This window comes from Streptococcus pantholopis (assembly GCF_001642085.1).
Classification (GTDB): Bacteria; Bacillota; Bacilli; order Lactobacillales; family Streptococcaceae; genus Streptococcus; species Streptococcus pantholopis.
The window spans coordinates 1,222,123-1,246,344 of sequence record NZ_CP014699.1; the positions used below are offsets into that span (position 1 = coordinate 1,222,123).

18 protein-coding genes are annotated in these 24,222 nt (G+C 42.7%); 2 read left to right on the forward strand and 16 right to left on the reverse strand.

The annotated features are described in order from the left end of the window. Positions 1-66: 66 nt before the first annotated feature. Together murT and gatD are read left to right on the forward strand one after the other, a co-directional pair. A complete protein-coding gene (gene murT, locus A0O21_RS05700) occupies positions 67-1,410 on the forward strand; it encodes a lipid II isoglutaminyl synthase subunit MurT (protein WP_067062637.1) in 1,344 nt (447 codons plus the stop codon). Further along, positions 1,410-2,195 (forward strand): lipid II isoglutaminyl synthase subunit GatD, encoded by a 786-nt coding sequence (gatD, locus tag A0O21_RS05705; protein ID WP_067062640.1) that lies wholly within the window; start codon positions 1,410-1,412, stop codon positions 2,193-2,195. Before murT ends, gatD begins: the two co-directional genes overlap by 1 nt. A 326-nt stretch (positions 2,196-2,521) precedes the next feature. Here gatD and A0O21_RS05710 read toward each other — a convergent pair whose 3' ends face one another. The 16 genes from A0O21_RS05710 to A0O21_RS05780 all read right to left on the reverse strand — a co-directional run bounded on the left by A0O21_RS05710 (position 2,522) and on the right by A0O21_RS05780 (position 24,121). Continuing rightward, positions 2,522-3,631: a dihydrolipoyl dehydrogenase family protein gene (locus tag A0O21_RS05710; protein ID WP_227806858.1), complete on the reverse strand. Its 1,110-nt coding sequence runs from the start codon at positions 3,629-3,631 to the stop codon at positions 2,522-2,524. A 45-nt stretch (positions 3,632-3,676) separates the two neighbouring features. Then, a complete protein-coding gene (locus tag A0O21_RS11005) occupies positions 3,677-3,871 on the reverse strand; it encodes a hypothetical protein (RefSeq protein ID WP_227806859.1) in 195 nt (64 codons plus the stop codon). A 92-nt stretch (positions 3,872-3,963) separates the two neighbouring features. After that, complete coding sequence (locus tag A0O21_RS05715; protein WP_067062643.1) at positions 3,964-4,326, reverse strand: class Ib ribonucleoside-diphosphate reductase assembly flavoprotein NrdI; 363 nt, start codon at positions 4,324-4,326, stop codon at positions 3,964-3,966. 35 nt (positions 4,327-4,361) lie between these two features. Next, positions 4,362-4,829, reverse strand: coding sequence for a MarR family winged helix-turn-helix transcriptional regulator (locus A0O21_RS05720; protein WP_067062646.1), 468 nt, complete (start codon positions 4,827-4,829; stop codon positions 4,362-4,364). Between the two features lie 167 nt (positions 4,830-4,996). Further along, the gene (locus A0O21_RS05725; RefSeq protein WP_067062651.1) at positions 4,997-6,190 is read right to left on the reverse strand and encodes a hypothetical protein; all 1,194 of its coding nucleotides are present in this window, start codon (positions 6,188-6,190) and stop codon (positions 4,997-4,999) included. 263 nt (positions 6,191-6,453) lie between these two features. Then, the gene (locus tag A0O21_RS05730; RefSeq protein ID WP_067062656.1) at positions 6,454-7,446 is read right to left on the reverse strand and encodes a lipoate--protein ligase; all 993 of its coding nucleotides are present in this window, start codon (positions 7,444-7,446) and stop codon (positions 6,454-6,456) included. Between the two features lie 310 nt (positions 7,447-7,756). Next, complete coding sequence (gene lpdA / locus A0O21_RS05735) at positions 7,757-9,505, reverse strand: dihydrolipoyl dehydrogenase (RefSeq protein WP_067062659.1); 1,749 nt, start codon at positions 9,503-9,505, stop codon at positions 7,757-7,759. 389 nt (positions 9,506-9,894) lie between these two features. Beyond that, on the reverse strand, positions 9,895-11,283 hold the full coding sequence (locus tag A0O21_RS05740; RefSeq protein ID WP_067062663.1) for a dihydrolipoamide acetyltransferase: 1,389 nt from the start codon (positions 11,281-11,283) through the stop codon (positions 9,895-9,897). 34 nt (positions 11,284-11,317) lie between these two features. Continuing rightward, positions 11,318-12,316 carry an alpha-ketoacid dehydrogenase subunit beta gene (locus tag A0O21_RS05745; RefSeq protein WP_067062668.1) on the reverse strand — a complete coding sequence of 333 codons (999 nt, stop codon included), beginning with the start codon at positions 12,314-12,316 and terminating at the stop codon, positions 11,318-11,320. A gap of 154 nt (positions 12,317-12,470) precedes the next feature. Continuing rightward, entirely contained in the window at positions 12,471-13,439 is a 969-nt protein-coding gene (locus tag A0O21_RS05750; RefSeq protein ID WP_067062672.1) for a thiamine pyrophosphate-dependent dehydrogenase E1 component subunit alpha, read from the reverse strand. A 1,189-nt stretch (positions 13,440-14,628) separates the two neighbouring features. Then, complete coding sequence (locus A0O21_RS05755) at positions 14,629-16,533, reverse strand: ABC-F family ATP-binding cassette domain-containing protein (RefSeq protein WP_067062676.1); 1,905 nt, start codon at positions 16,531-16,533, stop codon at positions 14,629-14,631. A 204-nt stretch (positions 16,534-16,737) separates the two neighbouring features. Further along, a complete protein-coding gene (locus A0O21_RS05760) occupies positions 16,738-17,454 on the reverse strand; it encodes a M57 family metalloprotease (protein ID WP_067062679.1) in 717 nt (238 codons plus the stop codon). Positions 17,455-17,681: 227 nt separating this feature from the next. Continuing rightward, positions 17,682-18,185, reverse strand: a complete 504-nt coding sequence (locus A0O21_RS05765; RefSeq protein ID WP_082854421.1) for a DUF1307 domain-containing protein — start codon at positions 18,183-18,185, stop codon at positions 17,682-17,684. 620 nt (positions 18,186-18,805) lie between these two features. After that, positions 18,806-19,597, reverse strand: coding sequence for an alpha/beta hydrolase (locus A0O21_RS05770; RefSeq protein WP_067062687.1), 792 nt, complete (start codon positions 19,595-19,597; stop codon positions 18,806-18,808). Between the two features lie 76 nt (positions 19,598-19,673). Further along, the gene (locus tag A0O21_RS05775) at positions 19,674-21,332 is read right to left on the reverse strand and encodes a ribonuclease J (RefSeq protein ID WP_067062690.1); all 1,659 of its coding nucleotides are present in this window, start codon (positions 21,330-21,332) and stop codon (positions 19,674-19,676) included. A gap of 251 nt (positions 21,333-21,583) precedes the next feature. Further along, the gene (locus tag A0O21_RS05780; protein WP_067062694.1) at positions 21,584-24,121 is read right to left on the reverse strand and encodes an ABC transporter ATP-binding protein/permease; all 2,538 of its coding nucleotides are present in this window, start codon (positions 24,119-24,121) and stop codon (positions 21,584-21,586) included. Positions 24,122-24,222 lie beyond the last annotated feature (101 nt).

The following is a 24,222-nucleotide window of genomic DNA, read 5'->3' on the forward strand; positions in this document are numbered from 1 at the left end:
CTATTATAACACGATATGTTGAGATTTTCTGTATCAACAAATATTATTTTGTGATAAAATGAAATTATGAAGTTAAATACTATTATGGGAATAACGGCTGGTCGGGCAGCCAATTTTATTTTGAAAAAATTAGGACGCGGTTCAACTTTTCCCGGTCGTCTGGCTCTTAAATTTGATAAACACATTTTAGATACTATTGCCAAAGATTATGAGATTGTTGTCATAACCGGTACTAACGGCAAAACACTGACAACTGCACTGACTGTCGGTATTTTAAAAGAGGCATTTGGCAGTATCGTCACCAATCCAAGTGGTGCCAACATGATTTCAGGGATTGTTTCAACCTTTTTGACCGCTAAAGCGCATGCCGGTGCCAAAAAAATAGCTGTATTAGAGATTGACGAGGCTAGTTTGGCTAAAGTGACACAGTACATCACACCCAGCCTCTTTGTATTTACTAATATTTTTCGTGATCAGATGGATCGTTATGGGGAAATTTACACAACCTACCAAATGATTTTAGCTGGCGCTGCAAAGGCTCCTCAGGCGACAATACTGGCTAATGGGGACAGTCCGCTCTTTAATTCTCAGAAGCTGATTAATCCTGTTAAATATTATGGTTTCGCAACAAAAATGCAGTCACCCCAGCTGGCTCATTATAATACCGAAGGAGTGCTCTGCCCGAATTGTCAGCATATTTTAAAATTCAAACTCAGCACCTATGCTAATTTAGGCGATTATATCTGTGAAAACTGCGGTTTCCGGCGACCTGAACTGGATTATAAACTGACTGAACTAACAGCAGTTACCAATACCAGCTCTGAATTTATCATTGATGGTCAGACCTACTCGGTCAATGTGGGCGGGCTTTATAATGTCTACAACGCTTTGGCTGCCGTTTCTGTTGCAGAATTTTTCGGTATTGAGCCAGATCAGATTAAATCCGGTTTCAATAAAAGCCGGGCAGTATTTGGCCGGCAGGAAACATTCAAAATCGGTAATAAATCTTGTACCCTTGTTCTTATTAAAAATCCGGTCGGAGCCAGTCAGGCTCTTGAAATGATTGAGCTGGCTCCTTATCCCTTCACACTTTCTGTTCTGCTAAATGCGAATTATGCAGATGGTATCGATACCAGCTGGATTTGGGATGCAGACTTTGAGCGCATTGTGAAGATGCCTATTCCCCAAATTTTTGCCGGCGGTGTCCGCCATTCAGAAATCGCCAGACGGCTGCGAGTCACCGGTTATGCCGAGGACAGTATTACAGAAGCGCCTCAGCTGACCGATATTATAACACTTATTGAAGCACAGGACTGTCAGCATGCCTATATTTTAGCAACCTATACGGCGATGCTGGAATTCCGCGAACTGCTGGCCAACCGACACGCTGTAAGAAAGGAGATGGACTGATGACCTACACTTCTCTGCAGTCTCCTGATAACAAGGAATATCTTTATGAATTAAGGCTTGCCCATCTTTACGGTAACCTTCTTAATACTTACGGAGATAACGGCAATGTTCTCATGCTCAAATATGTTGCTGAAAAATTAGGCGCTAAGATGACTGTTGATATCATCTCCTTAGGGGATGACTTCCCAGCCGATAAGTATGATTTAGCTTTCTTTGGCGGCGGTCAGGATTATGAACAGGCCATTGTTGCTCACGATTTACCGTCCAAGAAAGAGTCTATCAGCCGCTTCATTCACAATGACGGTGTGATGCTGGCAATTTGCGGCGGTTTTCAGCTGTTGGGACAGTATTATATACAAGCTGACGGCCGAAAAATAGACGGTATAGGGGTAATGGGGCACTATACGCTTAATCAGGATAATAACCGCTATATCGGTGATATCAAAATTTATAATGACGAGTTTGATGAAACCTATTACGGTTTTGAAAACCATCAAGGACGCACTTTTCTGGCCGATGATGAAAAACCGCTAGGCATGTGTGTCTACGGCAAAGGCAATAATCATGAAGACGGTACTGAAGGGATGCACTATAAGAATGTTTTCGGCAGTTATTTTCACGGTCCCCTTCTGTCGCGCAATGCAAACTTGGCTTACCGTCTTGTGACCACTGCGCTGAAAAATAAATACGGTCAAAACATCGAGTTGCCGTCTTATGATACTGTTTTGGCTAAAGAAGTCCCTGAAGAATATGCTGACATCAAAAACAAAGCTGACTTCGAATAATTATTATAGCAAGATACAAAGCCCGTTAAAAACACAAAGTGAAAATGGCGGTAAGCCAGAAATCTCTGATTTCGTCTGCGCACCCCTGCCAAAACGACTAGAAGGGTGCGGCAGGCTGTAAAGACTGCAAAGCCTCAGTCATCTGGGGCCCTCTAATTGATTGCTGCCATCATGATGACAGCAATCTTTTTACTGTTACCATATCAAAAAACTTCTGTTTAGTTAAAATTAAAACAGAAGTTTTTTGATATTAAGAATTTTAGAAAGTCTATAGTTAGTAATTGAGTCTGTAAGGGAACAGCTTACCTAAGAGGAAGCATTTCCCTTTACTCCGTTTTGAGTAATGCTGCTAATGTAGACCAAAGCATATAGGTTTGGGTAGGAAAAGACATGATCAGGCTGTTTAAATCCTTAGCAGTCATCCTCTTCTCAATAACTGGCGCTAACCAGTCTAACCATGCCCCAACCTGACTTGAAATAGCTCCTGCTCCTACTAGATAGGATTCATTGTCAAAAATCAAAGCCAACTCTGAATCTAATTCATGATTATTGACCCAATCCTTTTGTTTGCCCCATGGAATCTCAACCAACTTATATTTATCTGGCTTGGCCTTTGCTTGGGCAATAGTAACCCCTACTTGTCCGATTCGAGGAAGAGTGAATACCAGATTTGGTATAACTGGATAGTGGATTTCAGGACCTTGAGGATTTAAGATATCGCGCCCAATATAGTTCGATTCAAATTCAGCAGTTGGTGTCAGCTTAGGAATCGTTTTATCTACAATATCACCGGAGGCATAAATAGTTGGCACAGATGTCCGCATATGGTTATCAACCTTAATTCCGCGAGGACTGGCCTCAATCCCCAATTCTTCTAAGCCTATATTTTCAATATTTAACACACGGCCTGTCGCGTCCAAGACAAAATCACCGACTGCGCGTGTGCCATCTTTAGTTGATACGCGCAAACCACCTTCTACTTCTTCAACTGACGAGACCGCTTGTTCAAAATGGAAGGCTGCGCCTTGCGATTCAAATTTATCCACAATCACTTGAACATATTTTTCAGGGTAGGCCAGCAGTGGACGGTCCGCATATTCAAAGAAAGTAACTTTTTTACCTGCTAACAAAGCCATTGAAGCAAACTCCATTCCAATGACTCCTGCTCCAATCACTATCATGTGTTCAGGCAGCCGGTCTAAATCTAAAAATTCCGTACTGCCTTTTGTTAATTCTTTTCCAGGAATATTCAGTTTGGCATTGCGCGCGCCTGTTCCGATAACAATATTTTTGGTCGAATAGGTCTGACCATCGACAGAAACAGTGTGTTCATCTTCAATACGTCCACGCCCATAAATGATATCAATTCCAAGGGATTTAAACATTGCAGCTGCCCCAGTTTGGAAACCTGCGAGAGTCTTCCTCTTGTGAGCCATAAGCTGCTCCCAGTCAATGTGCACATCTGCTTTAAGACCTAAGTCTTAATAATTGAGCAGGCCATCTAAAAGCTCAAATGGCCCATCTAAAAGAATTTTCGCATCGCATCCATAGTTAGTACAAACTCCGCCGATTTTGTCAGCTTCAACCATAGCAACCTTTTTCCCTGCTGCCGCAAGAATACGGGCTCCGTGATTATTAGCATGACCACTTCCGATAAAGATGACATCATAGTCCATATTGGTATCCTCTACTTCTAATTAGCTTATTCACTGCCAATTTTCTCAATTTACTGCTTGTCTTTAGCTTCAGCTTACAGCTGTATTTTCTTCTAATAGTTTGACAAGGCTTCCCTGATCTGCTTAATATCCTCAGCCGTCCCGGAACCATTGACCTTAGCAAGCACCGGAACATGGTAGGCCTCACTAATTTTATCTGCCGCAAAGCTAAAGGTTTCCGCATGGTTTTCCAGACTCCCGCTTCCTACTACAGCCTTAACCCCAGGGTTAGCCTCTAGGAAGGTCCTAACGGGCTTTGGAACAGCACCCTTTCCTGTTGAATAAGTAAAAATCACATAATCGCCTTCTACCCTTTCGGTACCGTCTGTAATCTTAAGACTATCATCAGTCCAGTTAAGTGATTTAACAATCTTTTCCCCATTCCCGCTGCGTGTTGCATATACGATTCTAACCATTTAAACAACTCCTTTATTTTCATATTTTAACAACATTACACTTTACTTTTTCGTCTATTTTGAAAAACCGTCACCATCTGCTGAAGCAACTGATTCAGTTCTTCTTTTTGCTTAATCTCTGAAAACAATTGCCTCATGCCCTCAGGAAATTCTTGAGCCTCTTTTTGCATGGCTTTTCCTGTTTCCGTCAGTGTGACCACTACATCTCTCGCATCGTTTTTTGATCTTTCTTTAGTGACTAAACCTTTTTCTTCAAGCTTTTTCAAAACAGGCGTTAATGTTCCGCTATCGAGAAATAGTCTTTCTTTTAGATGCTTTGTCAATGCTTGATGCTCTTCCCACAGTACCGTCATTGTCACATACTGTGTATAGGTGAGATTAAGCTTTGAAAGAAAGGGATCATAAGAATTGATAAACTCACGCGAACAGACATAAAGCGAAAAGCAAAGGTGATTATCCAATGTAAAAGAAGAGCTCCAATTATCATCTTTTTTCCCAACCATAACTTTCCTCCTTTTCAAACCAATTTTGCTAAATCGATTTAACAAAATTAGTTTACCTCATCTATTTCGATAAAACAACTATTCTGCCCAAAAGCATTACTGAGATTAAAAAAAATAACATGCAGCAGCAAAGAGCTATGCATGTTATTTGTGATATCAAGGCCAGTTTACTGCATACGAGAAAGAAGATTCTTTAAATTGACTTCAGGATATTTTTTCTCTCGCCAGCTTAGACCTCTATTTTCTTCAATAGCAAAATAGTTAAAAAGAAGACAGGTAAATATCAGACAGCTAACCCCGTAGTCCTCAATCATGGCTGTCAAAAAAGCAGAAAGAATCAGAATGGCGTGGTAAAGCTTAAAGCGCCTCCCCAGTGTCTGCAGGGCAATCAAAGCAGGGAAAAGACAATAGAGAAGCAAACCTTGGCGCAGAAGCGAGTCAACATAAAAATTTTCATTGAAAATCGTCGCTCCATTAGCATAATGCAAGGAATCGATGCTTCTAGGGAAAAGGGAGAGACCGTATTCCTCCAAATAGGTATGAGCATTGCTGAGACGACTGGAAAAAATACGGTTAAAAAAGGTCAAAACAGCAGAATTTGGACTGTAGACAGCAGATAAGAGCAAACCTAACAGAAAAATAGTCAGAATGGCAATAAATAAATCACGGCCCAAAATTTCGTAGTCATTTAGGGGATGGTAAAGTACCGTACAAAACAGAATCAGCAAACCAGCAATAAATCCGGTTCTTGAGTCAGTAACGGCATACAGCATCATGACTGCCAAGGCAAAGATTAGTGTCTCTAAAAAGCGAAACGGTTTTTTTCTAATCAAAGATAAATCCAAGAAAATACTCGTCATAAACATACTTAGAGAATTAGGATGACCGAAGCCGTATGAATGACGGACAAGCTCCTTAGCCGGCCTAAAAAGTGTCACATCAGGGATTTTCCCATTGATATAAAGCAAAAAGACAGCTAAAGCTAAAAACAGTTTAGCATATAAAACAAAAGAGACAAAATCCTCCTGCTTAGGATCAACCGAAACAGAAAGCAGAAAGAAAGAAAGCACGGAGAAATCTGATACAAAAGTCTGAAGATAGGCTTGATGGGGCATAAGCAGAGCAAAAAGCCCCGCACTTATCAAGGCTAAAACACTTTGCCGCGACCAGCCGCATAGGTAGGTGTGCCAAACAAAAACAGCCACATTCAGCAGCAAAGCCATGACTGTAACGATGATATAATCAGCATCTACCAGATAACGTTTGATAAAGTAAGCATAAATAGAAAACATAAAAGCAACAGTATAAACAATCTGATAGGTTTCTTTGTGCCGTAAAAAATTAAAGGTCATATATTTCATTAGCTATCTCTCCCAAAACTATCACACTTCAATCATATCATAAAAAGAAAAGCTAAGCAAAAGGAGAAAAAAATAAAAGCTGCTGGATATTGCTACTGTAGCCCTAAGTTTGAGACTTGCTTTTTTCGAAAGACTCAAACAAAAAAGAGGCTTTGTCCCAACCTCTTTTCTCTTTTGAATGAAGGACTGCAGAATTTTGTCACTGGAATTTTACTATATTCAGTAAAAAATGATATCCTGTTTTCTGATTGTTTCGATAGCATTTAGGCTACAATGGCTCTAGCGACTTCTTCTTCAGTCATTCCTGCAAAATAGTCAGTGATTGTGACCGTCTGAAGTTTAGCTAGAACAGTCTGATAGTCATAGCGTAAACCAACCAGAAGCTTTTCAATATCGGCTGCATCTTTGACACCGAAGAAATCACCATACAGTTTGACACTCTTAATAAGGGACTGATCGACATCAGCATAAGTCGAAATCTTACCTGCTGGATAGCGTACGGCACGTGAAATCGTATACTGCGGTGATTTCCCGAAAGTCCACTCCCAGGTTCCAAATTGTTCAGCAGCTGATTGCTTAATTGCAGCTAATTCGGATTCTGAAAGCTTATATTCTGTCATATCGGGATAAGTCTCTTTCATTTGGCTAAGAAGAGCGTCGCTGAATTCTTGAACAGTCATTTTTTCCGGCAGTTCATCTAAGATATTCGTCACACGCGCTCTAACAGATTTGACTCCTTTGGACTCAATCTTATCTTTGCTGACTTTTAACGCATTGCCCAGTACGGTCATATCAACATCAAATAAGAGACAGCCATGGTGCATCATGCGTCCTTTATAATAAGCTTGAGCATTGCCGCAGAATTTCTTGCCATCAATTTCAAGATCATTGCGGCCTGTAAAATCAGCCTTAACCCCCATTTTAGCCAAGGTATCAATGACAGGTTTGGAAAAAGTTTTAAAGTCAAAAGCTCCCTCTTCACCTGATTTAGCAGAAATAATAGTGTAATTAAGGTTATTGAGATCATGGTAAACAGCTCCGCCGCCGGACAAGCGGCGTACAATCTGGATACCGTGCTTATCTGTATACTCTTTATTAATTTCCTCAATTGCGTTTTGATGACGGCCGATAATGATGGCTGGTTTGTTAATCCAAAGAATAAAAATTTCTTCTTCATCCATTAGTTCTTTAAAAGCATAGGCTTCCAGAGCAACATTGAAAGCCGGATCATGACTTGTATTAACAATATATTTCATAGTTTCTCCAAAAAGCGAGAGTCCGGGAAAAATTCCAGACTTCTTTGATAGGTTAAAATTAGTAAAAAGGCGACATAGGACATCAACCCTTAAATCCTGTAAGAGCCAGTCAAATCCCCAGCGGCACACTGCAAAAGCAGGTGATGCCACTGGGAACAAGAAAATGATAAGGTGACAGCAGTATACTGGTCTTCTGTCTTTTGAATCATTTATCAACAAATTGCCTGCTAACTGTTTATTTGCTTTGACAGCTTGCTGAACTAATCAAATGTCTAAAACAGCCTGTTTGCAGATAATATTTTTTTATGACTTAGCGACGTTTAGGCGGATTATGGATTGCTTCACCCAGCACGTCCATAATAGCTTCGTACATGTTTTCTGAAAAAGTAGGGTGGCCGTGAATAGATTGTGCGACATCATCTACCGTTAATTCGGCTTCCATGATTGTTGACGCTTCGTTAGCCAATTCTGCTGCTGCCGGACCAATGATGTGTATGCCTAAAATTTCGTGGTATTTAGGATCAGCAATCACCTTAACAAAACCTTGTGCTTCACCGGAAGCGATAGCCCGACCGTTACCGGCAAAATTAGAACGGCCGATCAAGACATTGCCATACTGTTCACGGGCCTGTTCTTCTGTTATTCCGACCATAGCTACTTCCGGATGCGTGTAAACAGCTGCCGGCGTGTATTTAAGGTTTGCCTTGCGGACATTGCCGGAAAGAGCATTTTCAGCAGCAACTTCCCCCATTCTGTAAGCAGCATGGGCCAGCATCTTTCGGCCATTAACATCTCCCGGAGCATAGATACCTGGGATAGACGTTTCTTGATAGTCATTAACCTTGATTCGGTTGCCATCCATCTCAAGATTAAGATTCTCCAAACCATTCATCTGCGGCACACGGCCGATTGAAAGCAGGGCTTTTTCAGCAACCACTTCCGATCCATCATTCAGTTTCAGGGTCAGCTGGTTATTGGCTTCAATAATTTCAGAAACACCGACTGATGTTTTAATGTTCATGCCTTTTTTAGTCAGAATTTTTTGCAGCTCCAGTGAGACTTCCTTATCCATAGCCGGAATAATGCGATCAGCCATTTCAATGACGGTCACTTCAACGCCGTAAGAAGCCCAAACCAAGCCGAGCTCGATACCGACAACACCGCCTCCCATAACAGCGAGCGATTTTGGTATTTCTTTTAAATCCAGGATATCATCAGATGTCAGTACAAGCTGGGAATCAATGCCTGGAATATTGATACGAGAAACTTTAGAACCGGTCGCCAACACAATGCTGCGGCCTTTGATTGTTGTGCTGCCGATTGAAACAGTCTTATCGGGATTAACCTGTCCAAGTCCGTTAAACATAGTGACTTTGTTGGCTTTCAAAAGACTGGCGACTCCACTGGTTAATTTTTTAACGACTGTGTTTTTAAAATCAATCGTCTTATCCATATCGATGGAATAGTTGGTGGACGCTAGGTTGATACCCCGTCCGGCTGCTTCTTTCAGACCATCAAGAATTTCAGCATTTTTCAAATAAGTTTTGGTCGGGATACAGCCGACATTCAGGCAGGTTCCGCCATATTCTGATTTTTCTACAATGGCCACCTTACCGCCAAGCTGAGCACCGCGAATAGCAGCATAATAGCCCGCAGGACCGCCGCCTACAACAATAAGATCATACTCATCATCAGCTAAAGCCGTTTGTTTTGTCTGTACTGGTTCAGCAGCTGCTTTAGGGATTTCAAGTCCGGCTGCCTGTAAATCAGCGGCAGCCTGCTTTGCTTCTGCAGGGGCTCCTGCATCATCAACAACTTCGCCTTCAGCACCAATATAACCGATAATTTCTGTGACAGGAACCACTTCACCTGCTTTGCGGGTAATTTTCAAAAGCACGCCTGAGTCTTCAGCTTCTAATTCCATATTGGTTTTATCTGACATGATTTCCAAAAGGATATCACCTTCGTTGACAGAATCGCCTTCTTGTTTTTTCCACTCAATGATTTCGCCTTCCTGCATGTCGACGCCGAGTTTAGGCATAATAATTTCAACAGCCATAATTAAGATCCTAAGGACCGCTCAGTTTTAAAAAACTTCTTTTTTGTCCAGCACGGTTTAAAGCCGATCTCTGACTTCTCGGAGGAGACGTCCGTGGCTTTTGCCCGCGGACAGATGATGAGCGGTCTGTCCTTTCTGTTTTTTATATAAGATACAAAGCCCGTTAAAAGAGCAAAGCAAAAATAGGAAAATTGACGAAGAGTCGTTAAGACTCTAGGAAATTTTATCTTTTTTGCACAGCTCTTAGGGCGTGTTCAGTTCAATAAGATACAAAGCCCGTTAAGAAATCCGTATGAAAATAGGGACAGACGAGCGATGACTTGCATCGCGACGGATGTCATCTTTTTCACTAGGATTTTAGGGTGTGTTCAGTTCAATAATAGACTAAATTAAATCAATAATTCCATTGGGTTTTCTAATAAATTTTTGAGATCGACCATAAATTTGGCACCATTCATGCCATCGACCAGGCGGTGGTCAATGGTCAGGCTCAGTCCCATAATCGGCCGAATAGCCACCTGGCCGTCGAGAACAACTGGAGTCTGAACCGTTGCCGATACACCAAGAATAGCCGAATTAGGCTGATTGATAATCGGATTAAATGATTTTGTCCCAAACATTCCCAAATTGGTAATCGAGAAGGTCGATCCGGACATTTCAGCCGCTTTGAGTTTCCCAGACTGAGCTTTTTTGATGACCTCTTTTGAGGCCACAACAAAGTCTGACAAACTCATTTTATCTGCTCCGTGGACAACAGGAACAATAAGCCCGTCATCTAAACCAACAGCAATACCAAGATTAACAAATTGATGCAGTTCGATTTCCTGTGCGTCGTTGATTAAGGAAGCATTCATATAGCGGTGTTCAGGCTTCATCAAGGTTTTAACAGTCGCCATACCGATCAAATCGGTGAATGTGACCTTAAAGCCTGTTTTGTTCATTATCGGCTCAAGTATCTGTTTGCGCAGTGCCATGAGATTAGTCATGTCAATATCATAATTGAGCGTAAAGGTGGGAGCAGTTAGGTAAGAATGCGTCATGCCTTTAGAAATCGCCTTGCGCATAGCAGACATTTTGATAATTTCAACCCCTTCTGGGAGCTCTGCTTCTTTTTTCTCAACCGCTTTGGCCGGAGCTGCTTCTTCTTTCTGCTCAGCTGACAGAACAGCTAAAATATCGTCTTTTACAATTTTACCATTAACGCCGGTTCCCTTAATAGTGTCAAGTGCGACGCCCTTATCTAAAGCGATTCTGTGAGCAAGTGGAGTTGCTTTAGGCTGGGCAGATTTGAAGTTTTCAACATCTTCCTTATGAATACGACCGTTAGCGCCGGTTCCCGGAACCAATTCAAGCGCCAGACCGAGCGTTTCGGCAGCTTTACGTGCAGCCGGTGTCGCACGGACACTGTTCTCATTGCTGTGAAGCTCTGGAGCAGCCGGAGCTGGGCTGACAGGTTCTTTAACTGCAGTTGTCAGGCCATCTTCTGCCGCCTGATCTTTTTGAGCAGGGACAGAATCCGTCTCAGTCTCTACCGTTTCGCCTTCGGCTCCAATATAGCCGATGACTTCTGTAACCGGAACTACTTCGCCTGCTTTGCGGGTTATCTTTACCAGCACACCCGATTCTTCAGCTTCCAGTTCCATGTTTGTTTTATCTGACATGATTTCAAGAAGAATATCCCCTTCACTGACGGCATCACCTTCCTGCTTTTTCCATTCAATGATTTCGCCTTCTTGCATGTCAACGCCTAGTTTAGGCATTATAATTTCGACAGCCATTTGCATTTCCTTTCATGTGATTTGCTTTTAAAGCCTAGTTCCCTTTGTTTATCATCTTATAGATAGCAGCTTTAATTTTAGAAACATCCGGCAGAATGCCTTGCTCAAGCACACGTGCATATGGTACCGGCACATCCTCTGAAGCCAAGCGTACAATTGGATAATCAAGGTAGTCAAAGGCCTCGCTTTCCGTTACCATCGCTGCAATTTCACCGATAAAGCCGCCGGTTTTATAAGCATCGTTGACAAGCATAAGTTTGCCGGTTTTCTTGACAGAATTAATAATCAATTCTTTATCAAGCGGAATTAGCGTACGCGGATCAACGACTTCAACTTTGATGCCTTCTGCAGCAACTTCTTCAGCTGCTTGCAGCACTCGCTCAAGCATACGTCCGTAAGAGACAATCGTCAAATCAGTCCCCTCACGCTTAATCTCTCCTGTTCCAAGAGGAATATAGAAATCCGGATCTTGACTGACTTCTTCTTTTTTGCCATAAAGTGCCTTAGGCTCCATAAAAATAACAATATTGTTGTCTTGAATGGAAGATTTTAACAGGCCCTTAGCGTCATTGGCATTCCCCGGAGCGACCACCTTTATGCCCGGAATATGTGTCAGCCAAGCTTCCAAAGACTGAGAGTGCTGAGCTGCAGAGCCAATGCCAGATCCGGAAGCAACACGGAAGGTCACCGGTGTTTTTAAACCGCCGCCAAACATATAGTTATTCTTGGCGCCATTATTGACAATGGCATCAAGTGCTATTGTAATAAAATCCATAAAAGTCACATCGACAATCGGACGCAGTCCAGTAATGGCTGACCCGATAGCAGCACCTGCAATAGCTGCTTCCGAAATTGGTGTATCTTTTACGCGTTTTTCACCAAATTCAGCCAGCATTCCGACAGATGTTCCGAAGTCACCTCCGTAAACACCGACATCTTCTCCCATTAAATAAATGCTGTCGTCTTTCCGCATTTCTTCGCTCATTGCAAGATTGACCGCCTCACGCAAGGCCATTAGTTTTGTTTCTGTCATAGTTGATTTTCTCCGAAATAAATAATTTTTAAATAGTGATTACATGGGTTTATTTAGCTTATTTGCCAAAGAGGGAAATGGTCTCTAGTGCCTGAGCCTTAAACGACGGCATCGGCTATTATCAGCAGCTTTAACAAGATGGCAGCAGCACTCTCTAATCGACCCAGACATCCTCAAAAGCTACCGATAAGTCGGGATCTGGACTGTTTTGCGCAAACTCATAAGCATCATCAATTTCTTTGACAACTTGCTCACGGATAGCATCTAATTCTTTAGCATCGGCTATGTTTTCAGAGGTTAAATAATCCCGGTATTTAAGGATTGGATCTTTAGCTTTCCATGTATCGACTTCTTCTTTCGTACGATATTTGCCCGCATCCGCTGTAGAATGTCCAAACCAGCGATAGGACTCAACCTCAACAATTGCCGGCCCCTTGCCGCTCCGAACATAGTCGACAGCTTGACCCATCGTTTCATAAACTGCAATAACATCATTGCCGTCTTCACAGTAGAATCCGGGGATACCGTAAGCTTCAGCCCGTGTATAAAGATGAGGTGTATTGGTAGCTTTAGTGATATCCATAGAGATACCGTACCGGTTGTTGATAATGAAAAAGATTACTGGCAGTTTCCACACCGCTGCCATATTGACAGATTCATGGAAAGACCCTTCATTAGTCGCTCCGTCACCCGAAAAAGCAACAACAATATTGTCAGTTCCTTTATACTGTTGGGTCAAAGCTGCTCCGACAGCCATAGCATAGCCGCCGCCGACAATACCATTGGTGCCGTAATTCCCCTTGGCAAAATCTGCCAAATGCATCGACCCGCCGCGTCCTTTGGAAACGCCAGTAACTTTACCGGCCAGTTCCGCCATCATGCCATTTAAATCCATATCTTTAGCGATTGACTGACCGTGTCCGCGATGGTTGGAAAAAATAAGATCATCGTAGCTCAAATGGGCAACAGCCCCGACATTGGCTGCCTCTTCACCCACTGAAAAATGGGTCATCCCCTGAACAAAGCCGCGCCTTACTAATTTATTGATACGCATATCAAATTCACGGATGCGCTCCATTTTTAAATACATCTCCAGATGCTGTTCTTTTGACAGAGTTACCATATTGTCCTCCAAAAATCTTTTTTACTCTTACATTCTAGGATATTTTTTCACAAAGTGCAACTAATTGAACCGCTTTCCAACTGCCTTATAACAGTCTTTTCCTTTTATATAAAATATTTTATTCACAAACTTTTTTGAGCCAGTATTCCCTAACAGAATAGAACAGGCCCAGTGCTAGAGAGCCATATAAACTAAGGTCTCGCATCACTCTTTGCCAGCCGTAGATGTCGGGAAATGGGACAGATGTCAAGAATAAAAAGTTCGATGCCCCACCCCCGCAAGACTTAGTAGGCTTTTTAAAGCTTTATTGTCTTGACAGAGGGGCGCCTACGAAATCAAAGATTTCTGGCTTACCGTCATTTTTGCTTTGCTCTTTTGACGGGCTTTGTATCTTGTCAATTGAACACGGCCTAAGAGCTGTGCAAAAAAGACAGGGTTAAGTTGAAAATCGATTTTAAGTTAGCCAGCCGTAAACGTCTGAAAGCTTTGTCTCCTTAACAGTCGACCGCACCTTTCTAGTCGTTCTGGCAGGGGGCGTCTACGAAATCAAAGATTTCTGGCTTACCGTCAGCCGTAAACGTCTGAAAGCTTTGTCGCCTTAACAGTCGACCGCACCTTTCTAGTCGTTCTGGCAGGGGGCGTCTACGAAATCAAAGATTTCTGGCTTACCGTCAGCCGTAAACGTCTGAAAGCTTTGTCGCCTTAACAGTCGACCGCACCTTTCTAGTCGTTCTGGCAGAGGTGCGCCTACGAAATCAAAGATTTCGGACTTACCGTCAGCCGTAAACGTCTGAAAGCTTTGTCGCCTTAACAGTCGACCGCACCTTTCTAGTCGTTCTGGCAGGGGGCGTCTACGAAATCAAAGATTTCTGGCTTACCGTCAGCCGTAAACGTCTGAAAGCTTTGTCGCCTTAACAGTCGACCGCACCTTTCTAGTCGTTCTGGCAGGGGTGCGCCTACGAAATCGTAGATTTCGGACTTACCGTCTTTTTGCTTTGCTTTTTAAGGGTTTTTGTATTTAAAAAAAGAAGGAAAGTCGCTTTCCTTCTGATTATTTTATCCAGTTATTGTAGCTTATTATAAAATCTGTTATACAGCAGGGCAGTCTTACCTAAAATAAAACAGCGATATAATTTCTGCAAGGCAAGCTGTCAAGTCGTCTAATGCGTTTTGATAAAAGTTTTTGACACTATTCTTCGGCCTGCTCGCTTAGCAGTGTCCATTCTTCAATCAGCTGCTCTTCCTCTTTGCCGATTTCTTCCAGTTTTTCCTGCAAGTCTGCCAGCTCATCCGCTTCATTTGTGGCAGCCATCTGAGTCTGAACGGCTTGGCCTGCTGCCGCCAAACTGTCCAGCTGCTGTTCAAGGTCACTGATGCGCCTTTTTATCCTGCGCTGTTCTTTTTGACTGGCTTTCTGTTTTTGATAATCCACAGAGGCGGATGATTCAGAGCTCTTGTCAGAAGCATCTCTTGGTTCTTTTTGTGATTCTGATTCTGCCTTTTTGCTGAGATAATAATCATAGTCCCCCAAATAAAGTTGGGAGCCTGCCGCAGAAATTTCTAAAACTTTAGTGGCCACACGATTAATAAAATAGCGATCATGGCTGACAAAGATTAAAGTTCCCTCAAAATCAATAAGAGCATTTTCCAAAACCTCTTTGCTGTCAATGTCTAAATGATTGGTCGGCTCATCAAGAAGGAGAAAATTATTATTTTCCATAGACAATTTAGCTAAAAGCAAGCGAGCACGTTCACCGCCTGAAAGCATGGCTACTGATTTTTTGACATCCTCACCTGAGAAAAGAAAGGCTCCCAAACGGTTTCTGATTTCCAGTTCAGAACTGGTCGGGAAAGCTTGCCAGAGCTCCTCAAGGACTGTATTTGTTTTTGTTAAATGCGACTGGTTTTGATCATAGTAGCCTGTGCTGACATTCGCTCCGTAACGGGCTCCTCCCTTTAGAAAAGGAATCTCGCCTGCAATGGATTTGATAAAGGTGGACTTCCCGATACCATTTGGTCCGACAACTGCAATGGCATCAAGCTTGCGGACTTCCAAATTAAGCGGCTGGGATAAAACCTTGCCGTTATAGCCAATAGCGGCATCACTTACAGTTAAAACAACATTTCCCGAGGCCTTATCTGCCCGAAAGGTCATATTAGCTGATTTTTGAGCAGATTGAGGCTTTTCCAGAGTTTGCATTTTTTCTAATTGCTTGCGTCTGGCTTGGGCACGTTTGGTCGTAGAAGCACGCACGATATTGCGCTGAACAAAATCTTCTAACTTAGCAATCGTTTGAGACTGTTTTTCATAACGTTTCGTCTCAGCGGCCAGCCTTTCAGCTTTCAAATCAACGAACCTAGAATAATTGCCTGCATAACGATCCAGCGAATGGCGTGTCAGATCCAGTGTTGTAGTTGCCACTTTATCCAAAAAGTAACGGTCATGACTGACGATAAGCAGAGCCCCCGGATAAGTGCTCAGATAATTTTCTAGCCAGGCGATTGTTTCAACGTCCAGATGATTCGTCGGCTCATCCAAAACCAGTAACTCAGGCTTTTCCAGAAGCATTTTAGCTAAAGCCAAACGTGTATTTTGACCGCCGGACAAGTCAGAAATCTTCATCTCCCACATTGAAGCATCAAATTTAAAACCGTTAAGAATCGTTTTAATATCAGCTTCATAAGTAAAACCGCCCTGGGAACGGAAATCTTCTGTCAGCTGGTCATAATCAGCCATCAGCTTTTCTAAATCACTGCCGGACAGCTCTTCCATTTTAGTTTCCATGGTGCGCAACTGCTGCTCTGATTCCCGTAAACCAGCAAAAACCTGCAGCATTTCTTCAAAAATTGTTTTCTCAGATTCAAAACGGCTGTCCTGGGCCAAATAGGAAACCGATAAATCTCGCTTTCGGCTGATTTCCCCGCTGGTCGGTTCTTCCTCACCGACCAGCATTTTAAGCAAGGTTGTTTTTCCAGCACCGTTGCGGCCAACCAAAGCTAAGCGATCCCGTTCAGCAATCCGAATAGTGATATTATCAAAGAGCAGCTCACCAGAAAATGAGCGCTCCAGCTTATTCCCTTGTAAAATAATCATATCTTTATTTTATCAAAACTTCCATATTTAACAAGGTACAGAGACCATATGCCAATGATGTCTGGTCACACAAGAAATTAAATTTTCCGCAATATTCCATTCACCATTCATTATTTAGTGCAATCTGGCACAGAATTTTGGCTGTATTTTTAGAAAGCAAAAAAGCCAGACTTCCATTTGGAAATCCGACTCGTACAGCGGCACTCAGTCAGCATACAATTGCTGTACAGCTGAAATATCAGCTTCCTGAATACCGTAGTAAGAACCCGATGACTGCATAACCGATGTTTCACTGTCATCGTGAGCCAAACCGATAGCATGACCCAGCTCATGCTCAGCAGTATGGATAATCCGATCCAGAGTGTAGCTGTAACTATCATTTAATAGGTAATAAGTATTTAACTTCACCTCAACATGGCTAATCTGATTCGTCACCGCATTGATTTCTGTTTCAGCAAGTCCGGCCGCTTGGCTGCTGCTGTCTGAATAATCAGTAGCTATAATATCAGCTTCTTCCGGATTTGTTACAATGGTAAAAGTGAAAGCTCCTGTAGCATTCCAATTGGCAATCGCTGTCTCATAAGCATTTATTAGTGTTGGTACTTCTGTGTCTATGTAGACTGTGGCTGAATTTTGCGCCCAGCGGGCACCGCTGTAATAGGTAAAATCCTCTGTTGACAAATTAGCCAGCTTATTCTGAAGACCATCGCTCTTCGTATCAGCGAAAAATGCTGCGACATTGTCCATCATACCTGAGAAACTCTGAGCTAAGTCAGACCCACTGTGGTTGGCATAATAGGCTAGGGCAAACAAGATAATGGCAATGACAAGGGCTGTTTTAACAATCCCCCAGAAGAGATGCCAAATCATCCGGAAAATCAGTCTGGGAATAAATAAAATCATTCTAAAAAGGTTTTTCATGACCTACCCTCGCTTCTTCATTGAAAGATCAAAACTCCTAAAACCTTAGAGCTTCAGTATAACAGGCAAAAAGGCAAAAAGCAAGCCAAAATCAGACTGTTACAAAACTGTAAACAGAAGCAGCAACAGCTGTTGATTATCCTAAAAAAACGGAGCTCTTTCAGCTGTGCTGAATTTTTTCGAAACGAAAAACCGAGAAACAGTTCCCGGCTTTTATCAGTTATTGGTTATTGGTTTTGTAATTCCTGAAACTTATTATCGCTTACTTTTTCAAAACCTGCATTTTTTAGGTTTTCTTCGGTTTGCTTAATACTGAGATAATCTGCCTGTTTTAAGTCAGGATTCTCATCGGCATCCGCCAACTGACTGAGATCAACCTTTGTATAATCAAGAACCATCGTCATGGTGGCTTTTGTATCACTGTAATCAAAAGAAAGATCAACACCGTCTAGATTCTTATAAGCCCGATAAATGTCATTCTCAAAAAGATCTTTAGCCTCGTCTTTACCAGCTACTTCCATTCCCTGATAAGTGACTGTATAAACTGTAACCTGTTTAATCATTTCATCGCTTCCCTCTTTAAAATAGAGCGTTTCCCGCGAATCATCATTGTCACTGATCCTTTGATAAGACACCGATTCAGTTTGCTTGCTTCCGCAGGCCGTCAAAGTAAAGACCGCCAAAAGAGAAAGAGCCAGACCTAAAAACAAGTATAATCTTTTTTTCATCATAAAACCTCACACAAGATACAAAGCCCGTCAAAAGAGCAAAGCAAAAATAGGAGCCTGACTGATGAGTCACTAAAGACTCAAGGGAGGGCTATCTTTTTTGCACAGCTCTTAGGGCGTGTTCAATTCTCAAGATACAAAGCCCGTCAAAAGAGCAAAGCAAAAATAGGAGCCTGACTGATGAGTCACTAAAGACTCAAGGGAGGGCTATCTTTTTTGCACAGCTCTTAGGGCGTGTTCAATTCTCAAGATACAAAGGGCGTGAAAAACGCAAAAGGAAAATGGCGGTAAGTCCGAAATCTACGATTTCGCAGACGCACCCCTGCCAAGACGACTAGAAGGGTGCGGTCGACTGCTAAGGCGACAAAGCCTTCAGACGTCTACGGCTGGATAGTAATAATACAGCACTCAGCTTGACTAGTTTTTCCCGCAGCGTTTAGCCCGTGTTCAATTCTCAAGATACAAAGCCCGTCGAAAGGCAAAGCTTTCAGACGTCTAGGGATTCCTAAACAATTGTACTAAGTAAGCGTATCTTTTATTCTAAATTTCATCATACGTTATTTAGGTTGCTTTGTAAAGCGCTTCCTTCATTTTGTTATAAAAAAGTTACCTAATGGTAACTTTTAAATCAGTCTTTCTTCTTTCACATAATCAATAGGAAGCCACTCAAAAAGCTTATCCAGCTGCAGATTCCAGTAATACCACTCATGCTTGCCGTGACTGGTATGATAATCGATATCCAGACCGAGTGCTGTCAGTTCTTTTACTGCCGTTTCATTGGACTGGTAAAGGTAGTCTTCATAACCGCACCAGGCATAAAATTTTGTTTTTTTATCTGACTTTTCAGCTACATGCGTCAAAAGGTGCTGAGCCGTTTTTTCTGATTTCAAATCACCAAAAATCCCTTCCCAGTAGGCCTTTTTCTCTCCTGTGTTTTCAGCAATTTCCTGCCCGTCCAGGCCTAATCCCAAAGCTCCGGAAAAAGAAGCGGCATAAGAAAACTTATCTGTAGCCAGAGCGATTTTATAGGCACCGTAGCCGCCCATGGAAAGACCGGCAATAAACGTTTTTTCCCGCTTCTTGCTCATATAGGGAAAGAAACGCTGCAAGACCTGCGGCAGTTCAACAGCAATAGCTGTAAAGTAGGACATCCCGTAGGCTGTGTCGGTATACCAGCCTAAATCAGTCGACGGCATCACAACAATTAAATTAGTATGCCGCAGGAGGCGTTCAATATTAGTTCGCTTCTGCCAAGAATTCTCATTGCCCCCCATACCGTGCAGCAAATACAACACCGGTATATCTGTGTCTTTGGCTTCAGTCTCAGAGAGTTCAGCAGCATCGGGATAAATCACATTGACCTGCCGTTCCATGCCTAAAACCTGAGAATGGTATTCAATTTGCAAAAAAGCCATCGTTATTTCCTTTCTTCATCGCGGTTTCAAGAAAGGCCCGGAACATGATTCCAAGCCTTGAGCCAATTTTAAACTGTCAGCGGACTTCCATAACAACAGGAAGAATCGCTGGCCGGCGTTTGGTCTGTTCAAACAGGAAGCGGCCGACTTCGTCGCGGACAATACCTTTAAGTTCACCCCAGTCAAAACTGTCTTTCGCTAAATAGTCAGCAACTGCTCCATTGACCAGCTCCGCACTTTCACGCAGAATATCCCGGCTTTTCTTGATATAAACAAAACCTCGCGTATTAACTTTGGCCCTGGAGACAATTTTCTTTTCCTTTTTATTAACCGTGATAGCGACAATGAAAATACCGTCTTCAGAGAGAACCTTGCGGTCACGCAGGACAATATTGCCAACATCGCCGATGGCATTACCGTCAATCATGACATCACCGGCTGCTACCCCACCTTCATGCAGGAAACCTTGGTCACCGAGCGTCATAATGTCCCCCCGCTTCATAATATAAATGTTTTCAGGGAACATGCCGATTTCTTCTGCTAATTCGGCATGGGCGGCCAAATCACGGTATTCTCCCTGAACTGGGAACAAATACTGAGGTTTAAGCAGATTCATCAGCAGCTGCAAATCGCGGGCATTGGCATGACCGGATACATGGAGATTCTGGGTAATCAATTTGACCGACCCGCCGGCCTTGTAAATCAAATTTTCAACACGGGCTACAACGGCTTCTTTAGCAACACTTGGTGTGGTGACAATATAAACCAGATCACCTTCTTTTATCTGTACATAGCGGTGGCGGCCGACAGCCATTTTTTCCAGACTGTTGATAGGCTCACCCATCCGTCCGGCTTCCAGCACAATCAGCTCACGGTCAGCAAACTTGCCGATATCTTTAGGCTTGACAATCAGCTTTTCATCGGCAATACGCAGTTTTTTCAGCCGGATGGCGGTCCGCACAATATTCTCAGCATCAAAACCAGTCAAAACCACACGGCGGCCGTGGTCAGCAGCCGAATCAAAAACTTGCTGAATTCGCACAAGATTGGAGGCTACCGCAGCAACAATAACTCGGCCGTCTGCATCCGATATGACACTGTCAATTTCCTTGCCGACTTCCGACTCGCTGGCTGTCTGAACCCTGCTGCCGGCATTAGCCGAATCAGCAAGAAGAGCCAGTACGCCTTCACTGCCGATTTCAGACAGCCGCCCTAAATCCGTTTTGTAGGCTGCTCTGGCTGCTTGGTCAAATTTAAAATCACCGGTATAAACAATGTTTCCTTGATCAGTACCGACAACAACACCCAGACTTTCCGGAATAGAGTGGGTTGTTTTGAAAAAGGAAACAACCGCATCACCGAATTCGATTTCTGTGTTGCTGTCCACCACATGAAAATTATGGAATTTTTTCGGTCCGTTATTTTTGACAAACAGTTTAGCCAGTTCAATTGTCAGCTCTGATCCAAAGACAGGGGCCTTCACTTCGGAAATCAAATAAGGCAGAGCACCGATCGCATCTGCGTGCCCATGTGTCAGAAAAATTCCCTGCACGCGCCGCTTATTTTCAATTAAGTAGTCCAGATTAGGAACAACGAAGTCAACCCCAAGCTGCTCATTTTCGGGATATTTGAGACCCGCATCAAGCACAAAAATAGAATCGTTGACTTCTGCTATGTAAAAGTTCTTCCCGTTTTCACGGACACCGCCCAAGGCGATAATTTTTATATCACTCATGATACTCCTTTAATTCTTTAGTTGTCATCGTTTCATTGTTTTTTTATTATAGTAGCTAATCTCCTATAGTATAACATATTTTTTTATTTTTTTCCGGGATAAAGCCGGATAGCTTAAAGCTTAATAGTGGAAGCGGTATAACTTGCTTTTTAAGCGGCCAAACAAAAAAGGGCTGTCTCTGTTCAATACAGAACACAGCCCTTAGACCAGTTAATTTTTACAGAACAAAATGAGTGGTTATCAGCTTGATTCTACTCTGCATGCAAAGCTTCAACCGGATCTTTTTTCGCAGCAAAGCGTGAAGGGATAATCCCTGCTGTGACAGTTAAAAAGATGGAAATTGCAATCAGCACGGCTCCTGCCCAAATAGGCAGGACAGAGATATGGGCAACATCGGTGATATTTTCAATAACTTTATTAATGGGAATATTAAGAAGCAGAGTGATTAAAATTCCCATAAGACCGGAAATAAGGCCTTCAATTGCCGTTTCAGCCGTGAAAATACGGCGGACATCTTTTTTCGATGCTCCAATAGCACGTAAAATTCCGATTTCCTTGGTCCGCTCCAGAACCGAAATATAGGTAATAATGGCAATCATAATAGAGGAGACAACCAAGGAAATGGCTACAAAACCGATTAGGACATAGGTTATCATATTAATCATGGTGGTCACCGATGACATCACTAAGGCGATGTCATCAGTATAACTGATAATCTGCGCCTCCTTGTCAGCCTTTTTCATCTGTCTGTTATAATCATCAATCAAGTCTTTTAAGTTTTCCTTATTCTCAAAAGAAGCAGCATAAAAGTCGATACTGGAGGGAGCATTTAAATCAATGATACCAATCGTTTTTAGATTGTCTTCATAGCTGGCATCGGCATTTTGATTGTACTGAGACACATAAGCGGCTAATTCTTCTGCCGTCATTCCCGCCAAAGCCTGCCTTTGTTCGTCAGTCAGATTTTGTGAAGAAAATGCAGCCACATCAGCAGAAAAAGGCTGTCCGGTAAAAACATTTGTTCCCTTATCATCTGTTTGTTCCTTGGCAATCTGGCTGGCATTAACAGCTTTTGAAATATGCTTTGTCAGCGCCTGCGTATAGCCAATTCCCCCAACAGAAGCGTTATTAGATGTTCCTTCCTGCGGTTTAACAATACCGACTATTGTGATGTCTTTTCCCTTATTAATAAGATCTGTCATATAGGCTGTATCCGACGATTTATCCACCCAGAGACCATTTTCCTTTTGAAAAATATCGGATTGGATAACCAGCTTAAAGGACCGTCCGAGCAAGTCATCGTAGGTGTAAGTCTGTTCATCGTCTTTTGTTTCTTGGGATAAGCGGCTGAGTTCGTCCCTATCTTCCAGTCCGAGACTATAGAGCACCAAGTCATTGACATTATGGTTTTCATCAACCATCAAAATGACCTCATCAGCTTTTTGGGGCAAATGACCGGCGAGAAGCTGATACTGAGACTTGAGCATCTCTTTGTCACTGCTGATTTCTGACCAAATTTCCATGTTATCAGCCATTGTTTTAACCATCACATTATCAGTATCTAATTCCTGACTCAAATCTGATGGATTGACAGCTTTGACGCCGTTAGATGTGTCTGCGGCATAGATCTGCGGAGACAGGTCATAAGAATAATGAATATCTTTAGTGAGTGTGTCAAAGTCTTTTTGATGATTCTCCAAATAAACTTTAAAGGCTTCTAAATCATTATCCGACGTTTCAGAGGTCAACAGGCTTTTTAAGGTGTCGTTAACGCCAATATTTTCCGACTGAGAATGGTCTGATCCGTCTTCAAAGGCCTCCATTCTGGCTGAAAAAAGACTGGTCAGAGAATTGCTATCATTCTTTTTTAAAGATAAAGGATAGGCTACCAAGGTATCTTCCTGCACCTGATCAATATAATCCTGAACACCGTTGGACAGAGACAAAATTAAGGCAATTCCGATAATGCCGATAGATCCTGCAAAAGCCGTCAGGAAGGTTCTGCCCTTTTTAGTCAGAAGATTATTAAAAGACAGGTTCAGGGCTGTCCAAAAACGCATTTTGGTTTTCTTAAAAGCAGCCTTAGCTCCTGCCGCCTGCAGTCTGGCAGGGTCGTAAGGGTCTGAATCACTGATAATATGACCATCTAATACTTTTATAATACGGGTCGAATACCGCGCAGCTAAATCAGGATTGTGCGTCACCATGATGACCAGACGGTCTTTGGCTATCTCCTTAAGCAGCTCCATGATCTGTACCGACGTTTCCGAATCTAAGGCACCTGTCGGCTCATCTGCCAAAAGAATATCCGGATTGTTGACCAAAGCTCTGGCTATGGCAATCCGCTGCATCTGACCGCCTGACATTTGGTTGGGCCGTTTATGAGCCTGTTTTGCTAAACCGACATGCTCTAAGGCCTCCATAGCGCGTTTGCGCCGCTCAGATTTTGCCACCCCTGAAAGGGTCAGAGCCATCTCTACATTACTCAAAGCTGTTTGGTGGGAAATCAAATTGTATGACTGAAAAACAAAACCGATGGTATGGTTGCGGTAAGCATCCCAGTCGCGGTCCTTAAATGTCTTGGTAGACTGCCCGTTAATCAGCAAATCACCTGATGTATACTGATCCAGTCCGCCAATAATATTAAGCAGAGTGGTCTTGCCGGAGCCGGACTGCCCTAAAACAGAAACAAATTCATTGGCACGAAAAGCCAGATTGATGTCCTCAAGAGCAGCAAGGCTCTGCCCGCCCGTTTGGTAAATTTTTGTAACATGCTGCAGTTCTAACATAACCTCTCCAATAAAATAACCAAAAACATTTGCCGATAGTTTCTTGGTAACCAAGGAACACAGCCCGTTTAAACTTTCTAAACGGCTCTATTATACCACCA

What these genes read in the sequence shown, in the direction of transcription:
- A0O21_RS05715 (WP_067062643.1), bottom strand. Translation starts at nt 4,326, where the DNA reads ATGGTTAGAATCGTATATGCAACACGCAGCGGGAATGGGGAAAAGATT.
- A0O21_RS05775 (WP_067062690.1), bottom strand. Translation starts at nt 21,332, where the DNA reads ATGAGTGATATAAAAATTATCGCCTTGGGCGGTGTCCGTGAAAACGGG.
- A0O21_RS05720 (WP_067062646.1), bottom strand. Translation starts at nt 4,829, where the DNA reads ATGGTTGGGAAAAAAGATGATAATTGGAGCTCTTCTTTTACATTGGAT.
- murT (WP_067062637.1), top strand. Translation starts at nt 67, where the DNA reads ATGAAGTTAAATACTATTATGGGAATAACGGCTGGTCGGGCAGCCAAT.
- A0O21_RS11005 (WP_227806859.1), bottom strand. Translation starts at nt 3,871, where the DNA reads ATGGACTATGATGTCATCTTTATCGGAAGTGGTCATGCTAATAATCAC.
- A0O21_RS05750 (WP_067062672.1), bottom strand. Translation starts at nt 13,439, where the DNA reads ATGGTAACTCTGTCAAAAGAACAGCATCTGGAGATGTATTTAAAAATG.
- A0O21_RS05745 (WP_067062668.1), bottom strand. Translation starts at nt 12,316, where the DNA reads ATGACAGAAACAAAACTAATGGCCTTGCGTGAGGCGGTCAATCTTGCA.
- A0O21_RS05710 (WP_227806858.1), bottom strand. Translation starts at nt 3,631, where the DNA reads ATGGCTCACAAGAGGAAGACTCTCGCAGGTTTCCAAACTGGGGCAGCT.
- A0O21_RS05740 (WP_067062663.1), bottom strand. Translation starts at nt 11,283, where the DNA reads ATGGCTGTCGAAATTATAATGCCTAAACTAGGCGTTGACATGCAAGAA.
- lpdA (WP_067062659.1), bottom strand. Translation starts at nt 9,505, where the DNA reads ATGGCTGTTGAAATTATTATGCCTAAACTCGGCGTCGACATGCAGGAA.
- A0O21_RS05760 (WP_067062679.1), bottom strand. Translation starts at nt 17,454, where the DNA reads ATGAAAAACCTTTTTAGAATGATTTTATTTATTCCCAGACTGATTTTC.
- A0O21_RS05780 (WP_067062694.1), bottom strand. Translation starts at nt 24,121, where the DNA reads ATGTTAGAACTGCAGCATGTTACAAAAATTTACCAAACGGGCGGGCAG.
- A0O21_RS05765 (WP_082854421.1), bottom strand. Translation starts at nt 18,185, where the DNA reads ATGATGAAAAAAAGATTATACTTGTTTTTAGGTCTGGCTCTTTCTCTT.
- gatD (WP_067062640.1), top strand. Translation starts at nt 1,410, where the DNA reads ATGACCTACACTTCTCTGCAGTCTCCTGATAACAAGGAATATCTTTAT.
- A0O21_RS05755 (WP_067062676.1), bottom strand. Translation starts at nt 16,533, where the DNA reads ATGATTATTTTACAAGGGAATAAGCTGGAGCGCTCATTTTCTGGTGAG.
- A0O21_RS05725 (WP_067062651.1), bottom strand. Translation starts at nt 6,190, where the DNA reads ATGAAATATATGACCTTTAATTTTTTACGGCACAAAGAAACCTATCAG.
- A0O21_RS05770 (WP_067062687.1), bottom strand. Translation starts at nt 19,597, where the DNA reads ATGGCTTTTTTGCAAATTGAATACCATTCTCAGGTTTTAGGCATGGAA.
- A0O21_RS05730 (WP_067062656.1), bottom strand. Translation starts at nt 7,446, where the DNA reads ATGAAATATATTGTTAATACAAGTCATGATCCGGCTTTCAATGTTGCT.